At 63.2% G+C, this 15,504-nt stretch carries 15 protein-coding genes and 1 pseudogene; 7 read left to right on the top strand and 9 right to left on the bottom strand.

Annotated elements, in window-relative coordinates; genetic code table 11:
* The first annotated feature begins 206 nt into the window (after window positions 1-206).
* A complete protein-coding gene (locus tag HB777_17715; GenBank protein ID QND65557.1) occupies window positions 207-554 on the top strand; it encodes an antibiotic biosynthesis monooxygenase in 348 nt (115 codons plus the stop codon).
* Between the two features lie 8 nt (window positions 555-562).
* On the opposite strand, the gene HB777_17710 is transcribed toward HB777_17715, so the two are convergent.
* Window positions 563-1,432, bottom strand: coding sequence for an SMP-30/gluconolactonase/LRE family protein (locus tag HB777_17710; GenBank protein ID QND65556.1), 870 nt, complete (start codon window positions 1,430-1,432; stop codon window positions 563-565).
* A 394-nt stretch (window positions 1,433-1,826) separates the two neighbouring features.
* On the opposite strand from HB777_17710, the gene HB777_17705 reads away from it, so the two are divergent.
* The 3 genes from HB777_17705 (at window position 1,827) to HB777_17695 (ending at window position 4,704) form a co-directional block, all read left to right on the top strand.
* Window positions 1,827-3,083: a DMP19 family protein gene (locus HB777_17705; GenBank protein QND65555.1), complete on the top strand. Its 1,257-nt coding sequence runs from the start codon at window positions 1,827-1,829 to the stop codon at window positions 3,081-3,083.
* Window positions 3,084-3,184: 101 nt separating this feature from the next.
* On the top strand, window positions 3,185-3,883 hold the full coding sequence (locus HB777_17700; GenBank protein ID QND65554.1) for a phosphatidylserine decarboxylase: 699 nt from the start codon (window positions 3,185-3,187) through the stop codon (window positions 3,881-3,883).
* Window positions 3,884-3,885: 2 nt separating this feature from the next.
* The gene (locus HB777_17695) at window positions 3,886-4,704 is read left to right on the top strand and encodes a phosphatidylcholine/phosphatidylserine synthase (GenBank protein QND65553.1); all 819 of its coding nucleotides are present in this window, start codon (window positions 3,886-3,888) and stop codon (window positions 4,702-4,704) included.
* Between the two features lie 27 nt (window positions 4,705-4,731).
* Here the strand turns inward: HB777_17695 and HB777_17690 are convergent, their stop codons facing one another.
* On the bottom strand, window positions 4,732-6,954 hold the full coding sequence (locus HB777_17690; protein QND65552.1) for an AMP-binding protein: 2,223 nt from the start codon (window positions 6,952-6,954) through the stop codon (window positions 4,732-4,734).
* 142 nt (window positions 6,955-7,096) lie between these two features.
* Window positions 7,097-7,504, bottom strand: a complete 408-nt coding sequence (locus HB777_17685; GenBank protein QND65551.1) for a 4-oxalocrotonate tautomerase family protein — start codon at window positions 7,502-7,504, stop codon at window positions 7,097-7,099.
* Window positions 7,505-7,616: 112 nt separating this feature from the next.
* Here HB777_17685 and HB777_17680 point away from each other — a divergent pair.
* Window positions 7,617-8,473 (top strand): annotated as a pseudogene (locus HB777_17680) (LysR family transcriptional regulator).
* A gap of 133 nt (window positions 8,474-8,606) precedes the next feature.
* Here HB777_17680 and HB777_17675 read toward each other — a convergent pair.
* Window positions 8,607-9,515 carry a DMT family transporter gene (locus HB777_17675; GenBank protein QND65550.1) on the bottom strand — a complete coding sequence of 303 codons (909 nt, stop codon included), beginning with the start codon at window positions 9,513-9,515 and terminating at the stop codon, window positions 8,607-8,609.
* Between the two features lie 60 nt (window positions 9,516-9,575).
* Window positions 9,576-10,463 carry a DMT family transporter gene (locus HB777_17670; GenBank protein ID QND65549.1) on the bottom strand — a complete coding sequence of 296 codons (888 nt, stop codon included), beginning with the start codon at window positions 10,461-10,463 and terminating at the stop codon, window positions 9,576-9,578.
* A gap of 237 nt (window positions 10,464-10,700) precedes the next feature.
* On the opposite strand from HB777_17670, the gene HB777_17665 reads away from it, so the two are divergent.
* Window positions 10,701-11,456: a LuxR family transcriptional regulator gene (locus HB777_17665; protein QND65548.1), complete on the top strand. Its 756-nt coding sequence runs from the start codon at window positions 10,701-10,703 to the stop codon at window positions 11,454-11,456.
* A gap of 16 nt (window positions 11,457-11,472) precedes the next feature.
* Here HB777_17665 and HB777_17660 read toward each other — a convergent pair whose 3' ends face one another.
* A complete protein-coding gene (locus HB777_17660; protein QND65547.1) occupies window positions 11,473-12,576 on the bottom strand; it encodes a polyamine ABC transporter substrate-binding protein in 1,104 nt (367 codons plus the stop codon).
* Between the two features lie 44 nt (window positions 12,577-12,620).
* Window positions 12,621-13,727, bottom strand: a complete 1,107-nt coding sequence (gene aguA, locus HB777_17655) for an agmatine deiminase (protein ID QND65546.1) — start codon at window positions 13,725-13,727, stop codon at window positions 12,621-12,623.
* Window positions 13,728-13,939: 212 nt separating this feature from the next.
* Here aguA and HB777_17650 point away from each other — a divergent pair, with 212 nt between their 5' ends.
* Window positions 13,940-14,446 (top strand): OsmC family protein, encoded by a 507-nt coding sequence (locus HB777_17650; protein QND65545.1) that lies wholly within the window; start codon window positions 13,940-13,942, stop codon window positions 14,444-14,446.
* 3 nt (window positions 14,447-14,449) lie between these two features.
* Here the strand turns inward: HB777_17650 and HB777_17645 are convergent, their stop codons facing one another.
* Both HB777_17645 and HB777_17640 read right to left on the bottom strand, forming a co-directional pair.
* A complete protein-coding gene (locus HB777_17645; protein QND65544.1) occupies window positions 14,450-14,671 on the bottom strand; it encodes a hypothetical protein in 222 nt (73 codons plus the stop codon).
* Window positions 14,672-14,836: 165 nt separating this feature from the next.
* Window positions 14,837-15,478 carry a hypothetical protein gene (locus HB777_17640; protein ID QND65543.1) on the bottom strand — a complete coding sequence of 214 codons (642 nt, stop codon included), beginning with the start codon at window positions 15,476-15,478 and terminating at the stop codon, window positions 14,837-14,839.
* Between the last annotated feature and the right edge of the window lie 26 nt (window positions 15,479-15,504).

The following is a 15,504-nucleotide window of genomic DNA, read 5'->3' as shown; positions in this document are numbered from 1 at the left end:
TTGGCTGAAGACATCCGAAAGTTGGCGATCCTTCACGCCCCCCTCTGTCCTGCCGGACATCTCCCCCACGAGGGGGAGATCGGCAGCGTCGCCATCCGAGCCTCTCCACAAATCAATCGAAAATTCCGCTTGACCTCAACTTAAGTTGAGATTGTAGGCCGTCCCTGGAGCCCAAAACACCATGATCCAGGAACGGAACAATCGAAATGAACGACATAAATCAGAACGTTGACGGCGGCAGCGTGTTCAGGGTGGACAAGTTCGTCGTCCCCGCCGCCGCCCGCGAGGAGATACTGGCCAAGGTCAAGACAACGCATGAATTGCTGCGCCTGCAACAAGGCTTCGTGCAGGATTTCCTACTCGAGCAATTCTCGGGTCCGGGCGAATTCAACCTTGTCACGATCGTCGAATGGGAAAGCCAGGCGGCCGTCGACAACGTCGTGCCGATCGTCAAGGCCGCGCACGAGCGCATCGCCTTCAACCCGCAGGAGACGATCACCCGGCTCGGCGTGCGGGCCGACATCGCCAACTATCAGCGGGTTCCCGGGCTGTAGCAAGGCTGTTACGGCCAGCCGATGCCAGGTGCCGGCGCTTCTACGCTGAACACCTGGCCGGTGCGGGCGTCGCTGACCATGTGCTCGAACCCGCGCCATTCGGCGGCGAGGATGAACAGCGTTTGCCTGTCGGTGCCGCCCAGCATGCAGGCAAAGCAGCCGCGATCGACAGTCACTGTCTGCAGCACCTCGCCGCCTTCGCGCACCCGCACGCAATGCTTGTTGGGAACATCCGCATACCAGGCCGCTCCTTCGGCATCGAGGCAGATGCCGTCGGGATAGCCGTCGAGGTCGGCCCAGACTCGCCGGTTGGAGAGCGTGCCGTCGGCGGCGATGTTGAAAGCGGTCAGCCGGTTGGCATGGGATTCGGCGACGATCAGCGTCTTGTTGTCCGGGGTCATCGCCATGCCATTGGCAAAGGCGATATTTTCCGCCACTTGCCGGACGGCGCCGTCCGGCGTGATCAACACGATGGTGCCGGGGCCGAAATACTCGCCCGGCGCCGGCGCCGGTCCGCCGCCATTGACATAGATGTTGCCGCGCCCGTCGACGACGATCTCGTTCCAAGGGCTTTTCGACAGGTTACGCAGATCGGCGTGTGTGACGAGACTTCCATCGGCTTCCTGCCTCAACAGCAAGCCTTCGCGACCTGACACGACGAGCAGGCGGCCATCCGGGAGCCAGTCGATGGAGTAGGGCAGGACAGCCGGCACGGTGAGCACGATCTCCTTGTTGCCGCCGGCATCGACGGCGATGATCTCGCCCGTGCCCCAGTTGCAGAGCCAGAGCCGTCCGTCATGCCAGCGCGGCGACTCGCCGAAGGCGAGGCCGCCTACGACGATCTGGGCTTTCCTGTCTGCTGATTTCTGCGATGGCATTACGGGCTCCATTGTTGGTTCGATGGGCGCTCTGCACTCCTTTTTGCAGGGTCGATGCAAAGCGCTGTCGCTCCAAGGACGGCCGAACATAGCTCGTCCCGACAATGGCAATAGCTTTCCGGAGCGATGCAGACAAAGTCTGACGCCGAGGAGTGGCCCACCTTGGCGTTAAAGACCGACATCGCCAACTATCAGCGCTTGCCGGAGCTGTAAGGGCATCCCCTCATAGCGGCGGCGTCCGGCGTCTGTCTGGCGCGGGGCGTCGTTCACGATATCCGAATATGCCTATTGTCACCGGGTAGATCTGCCCGGGGCTTTTATCTGCAAGAGCAGCTGATATTGTCTCGCCAGAAGTAACCACCCTTTTTCTTTTCGGGCTGAGGAAACATTCTCGATGTTTGGGTTTTTCTCGCGCAAGTCCAGAAGAGCGTCCGAGAAGACATCACCCACTTTCGAAAATCAGCCAGTCAACCTCCTCGTGCCACTGGTTGTGGTGTCTCGTTCGAAGGCCGAAGAAGTTGGTGAAGAGCCGTTTGATCTCGTCTTCGCCGTCATGCAATTCGCCACAACGATGGTTTCCAAGGGCCTCTATCGGTATCCTGAGATCAACCCTAAGGCGATGCAGGTCTATCACGCCCACTGGTACTCCTCGGAGATAAAGAACGGCGGCCACAGTCAGTTCATCCACAATGCGGGCCAGGAAATCGATGCGATGATTGCCAACGCTCGAGCTGGCCTCACCGCTAGTGGTGCGAAGGGGCAACTGGCAACTTTGGAAAAGATGTCCGCCTGGGTTGCCGAGCATCCTGACAAGGCCGCTGAACAGACGGGCTTCGAGGGTGGTCGCGACGACTTTCTGGATACGCTCGATGATGCGTTTTACGACGCTGATAAGGCTGTACCGATGGATAACTTGTTGGCACGCTGGATCGCTTCTTGGCCCGATTTGCAAATTGTCGATGATGACGATTACGACGATGCCATCAATCAACTGGCGACGGCGAACCCGCAGCGCGAAGGCAGGCTTCTTCACAAGTCGGTTGGCGACCTGGTAGGCCAGATGTTGGGCCGGCGCGACGTCGGCGCAGGCCTTGCTTGCGCAAAGATATCACCACCGGAAATCAAGCTGGCATTCGGTATGGCACGGGTGCTGACTGTCGACGGGCAGAAGCAGATGGTCTCCCAACTCCGCACCAGTTCAAAGGAGCTCCGGCTATGCGTCGCGACAGAGACACACGTGGCTGTTTATGAACAGATCGCGCCGGAAGACCCTCCAGTCGTACGCTCGGGGGAGAATCCATTCGGAGCTAACGCCCCGCGAGTCGGCATAAGGCTTGGTCGCGCCGAAGACTCGGAGATCAGCACGGTGATCGAACTGGTGGAAAGGTATCATGCTCCCGTCGCTGTCGACCTTCTGCTGCGCAAGGTCGGGTTCGACCCCGCTGAAGCCGCTGTTTCAGCGAACTCAGTAGTGCAAACCGCGGAAGGGCCAATCGTGAACTGGGTGGTGCTGGCGCCTGGCCAGGCCTTCCTCTTCGTATCTTCACCTAGTGGCAGTGTGCTCTTGCGTGGCATAGATGACAAAAAGCTCGCCGAGGCTACAATGTCTGAACTCGACGAGCACTTTGATCGCTCCGCTGCCGCGGGCTAGGTTCTCCAGCCGCCCACCCTGCCTCCCCCATTGTTGCGTTGCGGCGAGGGGGGCTTTCCGCTATTGAGGCCAAACCTGAAACAAGGGTTGCCCCCAATCCCATGAGCCTTGTCGACACGATCAAGAACGCGTTCGTACCGATCCATCGCGAAGGCTATCCCTTCATCGCGGCCTTTGGCGCCGCAACGCTTTTCCTCGGCTATTTCTCCTCGATCCTGTTCTGGATCGGTCTCATCCTGACGGCCTGGTGCGTCTATTTCTTCCGCGATCCCGAGCGCGTCACGCCGGTCGACGACCGCCTGGTGGTCAGCCCCGCCGACGGCATCATTTCAGCGGTTGGGCCGGCCGTGCCGCCGCGCGAACTTGGCCTCGGCAATGTCGAAATGACCCGCATCTCGGTGTTCATGAACGTCTTTTCCTGCCACGTGAACCGCGCTCCCGTGCGCGGCCGTATTGCCAGGATAGAACATCGGCCCGGCAAATTCCTCAATGCCGAACTCGACAAGGCCAGCACCGAGAACGAGCGCAACGGCCTGGTCATCGAGAGCCCCAACGGCACGATCGCGGCTGTGCAGATCGCCGGCCTGGTGGCACGGCGCATCGTCTGCTGGGCCGAGGCTGGCGGCTCGATCGCCATTGGCGAGCGTTTCGGCCTGATCCGCTTCGGCTCGCGTGTCGATGTGTTCCTGCCGCTGACCGCCACGCCGCGTGTTGCCGTTGGCCAGACGGCCGTCGGCGGCGAAACCGTGCTGGCCGAATTCGGCGGTGTCGCCGGCACCCCCCTCGTGCGGATTTCCTGACGGTGGGCACGCAATACAAAAAGTTCGAGGCCCATGCCAGCGGCGGTCCGCGCATCCGCGAGATCCCGATGCGCATGGTGCTGCCCAACCTCGTCACCGTGCTTGCCATCTGCGCCGGCCTGTCCGGCATCCGCTTCGGCTTCGAAGGCCGTTTCGAGCCGGCGGTGGTGATGGTGCTGCTTGCTGCCTTCCTTGACGGCATTGACGGCCGCCTGGCGCGGATGCTGAAGGCGACCTCCAAATTTGGCGCCCAGATGGATTCGCTGGCCGACATCGTCAATTTCGGCGTGGCGCCTGCTCTGGTGCTCTATGCCTTCCTGCTCGACCGCGCCGGCTCACCGGGTTGGATCGCCGCACTCCTGTTCGCGATCGCGTGTGGGCTGCGCCTCGCCCGTTTCAACGTGCTCGACGACGAGAAGGGAGATCGCCCCCTGTGGCAGTCCGAATATTTCGTCGGCGTGCCGGCGCCGGCGGGCGCGGTGCTGGTGATGCTGCCGCTTTATCTCTATTTCCTGCGCACCGGGCTGGAGCCCAGTCGTCCAGCGGCCTTCGTCGCCACCGGCTTCACCATCCTGGTCGCCTTCCTGCTGGTCAGCCGGCTGCCGGTCTATTCCGGCAAGAGCCTCAGAATCCCCGGCGACAGGGTGTTGCCGATCATCCTTGCTGTCGTGCTCTACGTGCTCCTGCTGATGACCTATCCCTGGTACACGCTGACCGCGTCGGTCGCCGGCTACCTGATCTTCCTGCCGTTCAGCGTGCGCGCCTATTCGAAGCGCGCCAAGCGCGAGGGCGAGAAGGTGCCGCCTTCGGATATAGGTTAGAAGGTCTGCCGAAGTGCTTGATTTGACTCAGGCCGCCACCCCGAGCCCCAGCCTGTCGATCGCCAGTTTTCTCGTCGACACATAGTCGGTCTTGCCGGACCCCAGCACCGGAATTTCCTCGACCTTGACGATGTCGTTCGGCACCATCAGTTCGGCGGCGCCCGCCTGTTTGCCGAATTTGCGCAACTCGTCGGGATTGGCGTCGTCGGCGGTGGTGACCAGCACAATGCGCTCGCCGCGCCGCTTGTCCGGCACCGCCACCGCCGCATGGCGTTCTTCCGGCCATAGCGACTGCACAAGCATCTCGACCGCACCCAGCGACACCATCTCGCCGGCGATCTTGGCGAAGCGCTTGGCGCGGCCGCGAATGGTGATGAAGCCCTCGCGGTCGACGGCAACGATGTCGCCGGTGTCGTGCCAGCCGGTCAGCGGCTGCAGCTCGCCGGGGCGGTCCGATGTCATGTAGCCCATCATCAGGTTCGGTCCGTCGAGCCACAATTGGCCGGCATCGCTGATTCCTTCGATCGGCTCGAGCTTCATGCGCATGGCCGGCAGCAGCCGCCCGACCGTGCCGTCGCGGCCATGGATAGCCGTGTTGACGGCAACCACCGGTGCCGCCTCGGTCAGCCCGAAACCTTCGATGATCTCGGCCTGGAAGCGTTCGCGATAGACGCGGCGGGTTTCCGGCTTCACCGCCTCGGCGCCGGCAACGACGAAGCGCAGGCTGGAAAAATCGCCGTCCTTGGCGGTGCGCGCGTAATTGGCGAGGAACGTGTCGGTGCCGAACATGATGGTCGGCTTCACCTTGCGCGCCACTTCGGGAATGATTTTGTAGTGCAGCGGCGAGGGGTAGAGGAACAGTTTTACCCCGGTGACCAGCGGCAGGATGGTGCCGCCCGTCAGTCCGAACGAATGGAACACCGGCAGCACGTTGAGCAGGATGTCGGCCGGCGAGATGGTGATGCGCGCCTCGGCCTGCATGGCGTTGGCGTAAAGGTTCCTGTGCGACAGCACGACCGCCTTCGGCGTGCCTTCCGAGCCGGAGGTGAACAGGATCACCGCCGGCTTGGCCGCTTCCTGCCGCTGCAGCGGCCAGCGCCAAAGCAAGGCGGCGGCAAGCTTGTCCAGCGCGGTGACGCTCGCCCGCACATCCTCCAGCCACAGCAGCCTGGCGCCACCCTTTTCGACCGCCTCGACGATATCGGCGAGGTCGGCTTTCTCGACGAACGCGCGGGACGAAATCACGGTCCTTATCACCGCCGTGCGCACGGCCGCGGTGACGCTCGCCGGCCCGGCCGTATAGTTGATCATCGCCGCCACCCGGCCAGCCGACAGAAGGCCGGTGAGCGACAGCACGACTCCATTGGCGTTGGGCAGCATCACACCGACCGCTTCGCCCGGCGCCGTCGCCGCCTCGAAGCGCCTGCCCAGGACGCGGGCGCCGATGAACATCTTGCGGTAGCTCAGCGCGCCGGAGATGACATCCTCGATGATCGGGTGCGATGCGCCGACGCGGTCGGCGGCATCGCGCATCGCCAGGAACAGCCCGCGATCGAGGTCGGTGCCTAAAAGCCGGGCCTCGGCGACACGGTCGAACAGCGAATTGGTGTTCGAGGCCTGGTCGGGGTTGCGCGCCACCAGTTCGGCGATGGTCATCGGCTCCAGCACGCTGATCGACAGTTGCGGAAACCAGTGCCGTGGTGCCTTGTCCGCCGGCGTCAGCGACACCGGCAGGCTGCGCGCGCCGCCGACGAAGATCGGCACGATGCTGGCGTCGGCCTGCATGGCGATGCGGGTGACGGCGCGAAACAGCCGGAACGTCTTGATGTCAGGCTCGACCGCATCCGGCAGATAGACGGCGAGCCGGCCCTTGCCCTTCAGCACGCGCACGAGCCGGCGGCTGACGAAGAGGTGCTCGGCGTTGAAGGCGATGGTGCGGCCAAGCTCGCGCCACGGTTCGAGCCACGGCGAGCGCGCCGAGACCTCGTCGAGAATATGCAGCGTGTCGTCCGGCAGCAGCGACAGCATTAGCGCCGGCTCGAAGCGCGATTGATGCGAGATGACGTAGATAACCGGGGCCTGAGCCTTGCGGGCGATGCCGATACGGTTGTCGGCGATCCGGTAGGCGAGCTTGAACGGCACATAGAGCAGCGCCTGGGTGAAGCGCAGGCCGAGGCGGAATTTTTCCACCACGCCGATCAGCAGCCAGGCCAGAACAAGACCCGCAAGCAGCGCCAGTGTCAGGATCATGCCGCGTCTCTCCCAACGTTCTTAGCATCTCGGCTCTTTCGCGGCCGCTTCGGCCAGAACCTAGACGATGTGGGAGCAAGGTCAATGCGGATGAGTGCGCCTCCTGCCTTTCCCTTTGTAGGGGAAGGTGAGTCAGCGCTTCTCACGCCGCCTGCAACCGTCCGCTGATGAAACGAAACTCCTGCGTCTTGCCTCCATAGCCATAAGCGGCCGCCGGCACTTCATGCACGAAGGCGTAGCTTTCCTCGTGGACGCCGCCCAGCAGGCGGCCGAAGGCTGCGAAGATCGCCTTGAGATAGGCCTCCAGCTCGAGCTTGGTGTTGGTGCCGTCGACCACCTTGATATCCAGCCAGAACGTGTTGGTGCCATGCTCGGCCAGCGACTTGCCGCCGGCGAACCAGTGCTGCGGATCGATGTAGGACACGGCAACAGCGGTGATCGTCGGATCCTTGCGCAACTGCGTCGCGGTGATTTCAGTGACCTCCTTTGCGATGCTGGCGGAAAGAGCCGCGTCGGGCTTGCCGGTGACGCTGACAGTGATGATGGGCATTTTTCTTCTCCTTGGGTTGAGCGGCTTCGACTGCCGTTGGAAGGACCATGTCATCATCCTTGAATCAAAAAAATCGAATTGTTTTTAACTGAAGGTTCGATATTATCGAATTATGGAAACGTTCGATCCCGATCTGCTGAAAACCTTCCTTGCTTTCGTCGACAGCGGCTCACTGGCGCACGCGGCTTCAAGCGTCGGCCGTTCGCCCTCGGCGGTGACCGCCCAGATGCAGCGGCTGGAGGAAATCGTCGGCGAGCCGCTGCTGGTACCGCAGGGGCGCGGGCGCGGCCTGACGCCGGCGGGTGAGGACCTCGTCGGCCATGCCAGGCGCATCCTTGCCGCCCATCGCGAGGCCTGGCTGGCGCTGAAGGGCGCGCGGGCTGCCGGACGCGTAGCCATCGGCACGACGCAGGATTTCGCCGACAGCGGCCTGCCGGACCTGCTGCGAGCCTTCGCCGTCAGTCATCCGCGCGTCAGGATCGAACTGCGGGTCGGCCGTTCCGCCGAACTGGCGCAGGCGCTGCAGTCTGGCGGCCTCGATCTGGCGATCGTCATGCGCCAGGCGGCAGTGCCGGACGAAGTCGGTGTGCTGCGCGAGCCGATGATATGGCTGTGTTCGCAAAGGGGCTGGCCTCGCGGCAGGAGGAACTGCCGCTGGCGCTGCTCGATCCGTATTGCGGTTTTCGCGAAGCAGCGCTTGCCGCACTCGATGCCGCCGGCCGCCGCTACCGCATCGCTGCCGGCAGCGCCAGTCTGGCTGGCCTGCGCACGGCGGTGAACGCCGGTGTCGCGCTGACGCTGCGAACAGCCCGCTTTGCCCATTCCGGCATTGTCGAGGCGCCGCGCGAGTTTGGCCTGCCGCAGGTGCCGATGGCTGAGTTCGCGATCCGGCAGCGTGCCGGCGCCGATGGCTCGGCAGCCGATCTGGCAACCCTGCTCAGCGGCAGCCTTGCCTTGTCGGCCGGCTGAATGCCCAAAGAAAAAGCCGACCTTGCGGTCGGCTTGGAAGTAGGACGGGCCGAGGGGTTTGGGGGACTTGGGGATGGCCCGTCGCACCAACAATGCCTGACCCCGATGATGGTTCCGTGACTGTGTCACTTTTTTAAGAAATATTTGACGCTAGGCGTTGCGAGCGGGCCGTCAGCCAATCCCGCCCCGCATGGGCAAACACCGCGCACAACACGATGACGCCGCCGATCATGCTGGCGGTCGGCGCAATCTCGCCCAGGAACAGGAAGGCAAACAGGATCGCGAATGGCACTTCGGCCGAGCCGAGCAGCCCGGATTCGGCAGCCGGGATGAGCCGCGCGCCTTCTGTCCACAGGATCGAGGACAGTGCGAAGGACGCGCCGAAGGTGACGAGCAGAACGGCATCCCTTGGCGAAACCGCCAGCGGATCGGTGACGAACCAGCCGAGCACGAACAGAAGGGAGGCCGAAACCGCCCCGGCCCACACCACGGGCGTGTCGCGGAAGGCGCGCACCATGATCATGTAGAGGCCGCTGCCGATGGTCATCAGCAGTGCCAATCCGTCGCCGAACAGATTGCCGGTGCCGAAGCCGGACCAGACCATGATCGCCACGCCGCACAGCGACACGGCGGCGGCGATCATTGTCTGCAGTCGGAACGGTTCGCGCGTCAGAACCCAGGCCAGCAGCGCGGTGACGAAGGGCGCGGTGGCGTAGATGACTGCGACATTGGCAACGAAGGTGAACTTGAACGCCGAGATGAAGGCGATGCTGGCCAGCGCGCCTTCCACCGCCAGCAGCCAGCCGCGCCAGCCAAGGCGCAGCGTTTCGTGGCCGCCGGAACGGCGGCGCCGCCATAGCACATACAGGCTGATCAGGATCGCGCCGACAAAGCCGCGCCAGCAGATGATGGTCAGCGGGTCTGCATGGATCGACTTGGTCAGAACGCCGGTCAGGCCAAACACAGCCGCCGAGGACGACACCAGGATGATGCCGAGCGTACGCTCCGCGGCGGTGTCTATGGTGGCTGCAATCTCAGTCATGCCACCAGCCTACGTCGTTGCGTGCTGACATCGTAGTGTCAGCAATGATGGCGATCCACATCATAGCCGTTTGCGGAAATGCTCGGTGCCGACGATCAGCAGGCCGGCGGCGACGATCAGGGCAGCGCCCAGGAACACTTCGCGGCGCGGTACGTCGCCCCAGATCGCAAAGCCGAGCGCGAATGCCCACAACAGCGAGGTGTATTCCAGCGGCGCGAGGACCGACGCCGGCGTGCGCTTCATGCCTTCGAAGAGGAGGTATTGCGCGAGGCCGCCGAGCGCGCCGACGCTGGCAAGCAGCAGCAATTGAGCCCCGTCCGGTGTCCGCCACCAAAGCAGCGCCGGCACCGCCGAAAACAGCAGAAAATAGAAATTGTTGAGCAGGAGCTGGATCATCGAGCGCTCGGCAAGCGCGGTCTTGCGCAAGAGCACGATGGCGATGCCCCACAAAAAGGCGGCCGCCAGCACCAGCAGCACCGGCACGGACAGGCCGAGATGGGTCGGATCGCAAGCGACGAACACGCCGGCAAAGCCGATCAGCACCGCCAGCCAGCGCAGCATCGGCACCTTTTCGCCGAGCATCACCACTGAAAGCACTGTGACGATGATTGGCGCCGCATAATAGACGGTGGTCAGTTCGGCGAGCTGCAGGCTGCGTGCGGCGTTGTAGTAACAGAGCCAGGCGGCAAGCGTGAAGGCGCTGCGCACCAGCATCGGCCGCACGATCGGCGAGCGCACCGTGTCGGCAAACAGCTGTCGGCCGCCGATCGCCGCGCAGGCGCCGAGAATGGTGATGCTGCGGAAGAACATGATCTGCCAGACGCTCATGCCAACGACCAGCAGCTTGATCGAAGCATCCTGCGTCGAAAACAGCAGATAGGCTGCACCGGTCAGCAGGATGCCGGCGAGAACCCTTTCGCGTGTTTCGAGAATGGCGATATCAGCCATGAGGCGCGTGACCAAAATTGCGGGAAGCGACAAAAATGCTTGAGGATGACGCGACGGGCCCGGAAAGTGAGGCCTTGGTTCCAAGCTATACGGGCGAAAGCCGGCGCAGCGCTACGCCAGCCCCATGCTTGCGTTGGGGCAGGGGATTGCCGAATCTTGGTCCGGGTGTCTTTCGAGCCTGGCGGTTCGGTTCCCGCCAGCTTGAACTTGCGGCGGCTTGCATTAGTGTGGACCGGAATGCAGTCGAACGTTTCTCTCGATCAGTTGGGGCGCTGGAGCGGCGGTGTGGCCGCTGCGGCCACGGCCGCGACGCCCGAGGAATTGTCGGCTCGCTTCACGGCGGCGGCGAGCGGGCTGCTTGGCTCAGACCGCGTCTATGTCGGCTTCTACCATCGCGATATCACGTCGCTGACCATAGACGATGCCGGCCCCGATCGCTGGAACCGCGACTACGACGCCCGCATCTATCGCCAGGATCCCTTCTTCCAGAGGTTCGCCAGCACAAGGCGGGATTTCCTGTTGCCGCTGTCGGCTCTGCGCAATGGCGACTTCCTGCACACACCCTATTATCGCGAATTCTACGGTCCCTCCGACAGCTTCGACGAGATAACCGGCGTGTTCAATCTCGACAGGTTGACCGCAGGCTACGTCACTTTTCTCAGGCGAAACGGGGCGGCACCCTTTGGCGAGCAGGATCTGGCGATGGCTTGCGCGGCAAGCAGCGCGACGAGGCTCATTCTGCAAAGATTGCTTCATCTGTGCCGCTCCCGGGACAAGGGCGTCGCGATCGGTGACGCCCGCTCGCGGCTGAGCAGGCGCGAGAGCGAGATTGCACGGCACCTGGTCGATGGCGGCAACGCCAAGACCATTTCGCGAAGCCTCGCCATCTCGCCCGGCACCGTCCGCAACCACATCAAGCAGATCTATCGCAAGCTCGGCGTGCACTCCCAGGTCGAATTGCTGGCGACCCTCCGCGAAGTCGCTCAGGGCTGACGGCTTCCGCGCGGCTCTATTGCCCCGTCACGATGCGCGTCCACATGCGGTTTTGCGACCGCAGCAGCTTCGGATCGTTGTTGTCCACCACGAACAGCTTGGCCTTGACGGCATCGGGCGGAAAGACGCCGGGATCGCTGGCTATCGCCTTGTCCATCAGCGGCAGGGACTCCGGTATCGCATTGGCGTAGGAGACATAGCTGGAATTGGCCGCGGCGATATCGGGCCGCAGATTGAAGTTGATCCAGGCCTGGGCGTTGTCGGGATGCGGCGCGTCCTTCGGCACCGCCATCGTATCGAAGTTGATGAGCGTGCCTTCTCTGGGGATGGAATAGGCGATCTCCAGTTTCTTGACGGATTCCGCCGCGCGGGTCCTTGCCTGGAGTATGTCGCCCGACCAGCCCAGCACCACGCAGATGTCGCCGTTCGCCAGGTCATTGATGTATTTCGACGAGTGGAAATAGCGGATGTAGGGTCGCACCTTGCCCATCAGGTCCTCGACCTTGGCGAGGTCGTCGGGACTGGTCGATTTGGGGTCGATGTGAAGATAGTTCATCGCCATCGGGATGACTTCGGCCGGCGCATCGATCATGGCCACGCCGCAATCCGAGAGCTTCTTGACCATTTCGACGTCGAAGACCATGGCGAAGGAATCCGTCGGCGTGTCCGACAGCCTCTGCTTGACCGCAGCGACGTTGTAGCCAATGCCGTCGGTGACGGCCATGTAGGGCACGGCATGCAGGTTCTGTGGGTCGGCGCCGGCGATCAGCGCCAAGGCTTGCGGATCGATCTTCGAATGGTTGGCAAGCTTCGATGTGTCGAGTTCCAGGAAAGCCCCCGCCTTCACCTGGTTCTTCAGGAACGGATAGGCTGAAGGATAGACCACGTCATATCCCGAACCGCCGGTGAGCAGCTTGGTTTCGAGCACCTCGTTGCCGTCATAGACATCGTAGCGAACCTTGATGCCCGTCTCCTTCTCGAATTTCTCGGCCGTGTCCGGCGCGATGTAGTCGGACCAGTTGTAGACGTTGACGATTTTTTCCTCATCCGCCGAGGCCGCGCCGGCGCAGATGCCGCAAGAAATCCCGGCAAGCAGGGTTGAGAAGATCAGAGCGCGCATGAGTGTTCTCCTTTTCGCTGCTGGTTTTCGGCGGGCGTCATCCGTCAACGTCGTTGCGGGGCATAGACCGGCAAGGTGATGCAGGCGACATTGCCGCCGCCCAACAAGATCTCGCGTGAGTTTTCGATGCCGACTATCCGGTGATCGGGAAACAGCGCGGCCAGTTTTTGCTTGGCCTTCACATCGAGATCGCAGCCGAACTGCGGTACCACCACGACGCTGTTGCCCGGATAGTAGTTGATGTAGCTCGCCGCGATCCGGTTTCCGGCGGGGCGCGCCCAGGTCGAATCGAGCCGGTCCACGCTGTCGCTCTCTTCTGGCGTCATCTCGATTGGCAAGGGATGGGGCAGCCGGTGGACCTCCAGCGCGCGGCCCCTCGCATCACGGGCCGAACGCAGCACCTCCTCGGCTTCGCGCACGATCTCATATTGCGGGTCTTCCCGGTTGTCGGTCCAACTCAGCACGACCACGCCGGGGCGCACGAAACAACAGACGTCGTCGATATGGCCGTCGGTCTCGTCGAAGGCAAAGCCGCGTGGCAGCCAGATGATAGTGTCGATGCCGAGATAGTCGCCAAGCTGGCGTTCCACCTCGACCTTGCCGAGATGGGCATTGCGATTTCGGTTGAGCAGGCATTGCTCCGTCGTGATGAGAGTGCCCTGACCGTCGCACTGCAGCCCGCCACCCTCGGCGATCAGCGGCGCGCGGTAGCGATCCATATTCTCGATTTCGAGCACTTTTTGCGCCGCCAGGTCATCCAGGTCCCATGGCGAATAGAGGCCGCCGTCAAAACCGCCATAGGCGTTGAAGATCCAATCGACGCCACGCACGTCGCCATGATCGTTGACGACGAAATTGGGACCGCTGTCGCGCAGCCAGGAATCGTTGGTGGACATTTCCACGACGCGCACATGGCCAGGCAATCGCGCCCTGGCATTCTGCCATTGGCGAGCGGATGCCGCCACGGTCACCGGCTCGCTTTGCGCGATCGCCGCGGCGACATCGACAAACAGTTTTTGCGCGGGCTTGGCGCCGAGGCGCCATGTGTCCGGTCGCTCCGGCCAGATCAGCCAGCAGCCTGATTTGGGTTCGAATTCGCCGGGCGCGCGAAACCCATCCTGTTTCGGCGTTGTCGAGAGGGTACGGGGCATCTGGGGACCACTGGAAAATGGAGTGACGACTTGCCCGGATCAGACGTTTTTGGGACCTTGTCCGTCAATGTCCCATTTGGGATGTCGGTCTTGTGCGCCGGCGGCGGCTACCTCGTATTGCGGATGGCATTGCCTTCCATGGCGATCGGCGCAAATCTCGACCGGACGGCGCTAGGCCGGCGGCGGAAACGGCCGACGAAAGGGGACAGCGGATGGATGCGACCGAATTGAAGGCCATGCAGGCGCCGCTGAAGCAGGCCTATCGCGATGACGCTTCGCAGGCCCTGATCACGCTTCGCGCCAAGGGCTCGATCGACGACCAGTCGGTTGCCTGCAAGGTGGAGACGGGCAGGGCGCTCGCCATCGCGGGTCTGCATCCGGCGACAGGCGGCTCAGGCCTCGAGCTCTGCTCGGGCGACATGCTGCTGGAGGCCTTGGTGGCCTGCGCCGGGGTGACGCTGAAGGCGGTGGCGACGGCGCTCGAGTTCAAGCTCGGCGCCGCCACGGTGGAGGCCGAAGGCGATCTCGATTTTCGCGGCACGCTCGGCGTCGCCAAGGATGCGCCGGTCGGCTTTCGCGCCATCCGGCTCAATTTCAAGCTCGACACCGATGAGCCGCAGGAGCGGATAGACTCGCTGCTGAAGCTGACCGAGCGCTACTGCGTGGTGTTCCAGACCATCAGCCAGAAGCCGGAGCTGACGGTTTCAGCACGGCGCTGACGCTTACTGCGCCGACGGCTCTTCGGCGTCGCCTTCGTCTGTGAAGGGCGAGGCGCTGGGCACGCATTGTACCGACCAGCCGGCCGGTGTCGGCTGCTTCTGATATTCGGTGATGGCGGCGGTGCACTGTTCGCGCTTGTCGAAGGTGCTGGGCAGCACGACCATGCCGCCCTGCGGGCCGGCGATTACCAGATACCAGACCAACGCTGCTGCGGTCGTAGCCATGGGGATTTCCTTGTTCTGCCAGTGGGCGCTTGTTGTGGGAGTCGCTGCGATCCTACCAACTCCACGGAAATGACGAAAGCATGACCGCAGCGCAGCCTTTTACCGCCACATCACAGCCGCGTGATGTGGCGGCGGGTTCCAGCCCGATCTTTGAAGCCAATCGACTCAGTTGGTGGCAAAACAATAGAACAGGCCGTCGCCTCCGGTGCCCTTCAGCGCCTCCTGGCTGCAGCCGCCGCGCGAGGCATGCGAGGAATTCCAGGATTTGGCGGCAGCCGATTCGTCGAGGCCGGTGCGGTCATGATGGCCCATCATCGCGGCTCCCTCGGCCCCGCTCATCGTCCAGTCGCCGCAGGTCTGGTCGGCGATCTTGGTGCCGTCGGGCTTGGAGCCGGTCAGCACGTCGTGGCGGTTCGGTTTGTCGCCGCGGCCGTTGACCACTTCGCCTTTCTCGTTCAGCGCCGTCTGCTTGGTGATGCCGTTGGCGTCGCTGTGCAGGGAGGCGACGCCGTCTGCGATCTTGACGCCCTTGGCGTTCATCCAAGGCCCCTTGCCGATGCGGTCGCGCGCATCGGTGTCGCTGGTCGACAGATAGGCTGCCCAATTCTTGCCGGTGACGCCGGCGGCTTCCGCCAGCGAGGCGCAATGCGCGTCGGCACCTTTGAGGCCGCCGAGATCGGCGCCCTTGCCGGAACCGACACCGGTGACGAAGAAGCTCATTGTTGCGTCTTGCGAGAGAGCTCCGCCGGCGGTGGCGGCGAAGGCGGCCGTGATGGCGGCGGCGGCAACGAGAAGAAGTCTACGCATGTCGGTCCTCCGGTTCGAATGGCTAC

Origin of the sequence: Mesorhizobium loti (assembly GCA_014189435.1) — a bacterium.
GTDB classification, from domain to species: Bacteria; Pseudomonadota; Alphaproteobacteria; order Rhizobiales; family Rhizobiaceae; genus Mesorhizobium; species Mesorhizobium loti_G.
This window is presented reverse-complemented; position numbering and strand designations above follow the sequence as displayed.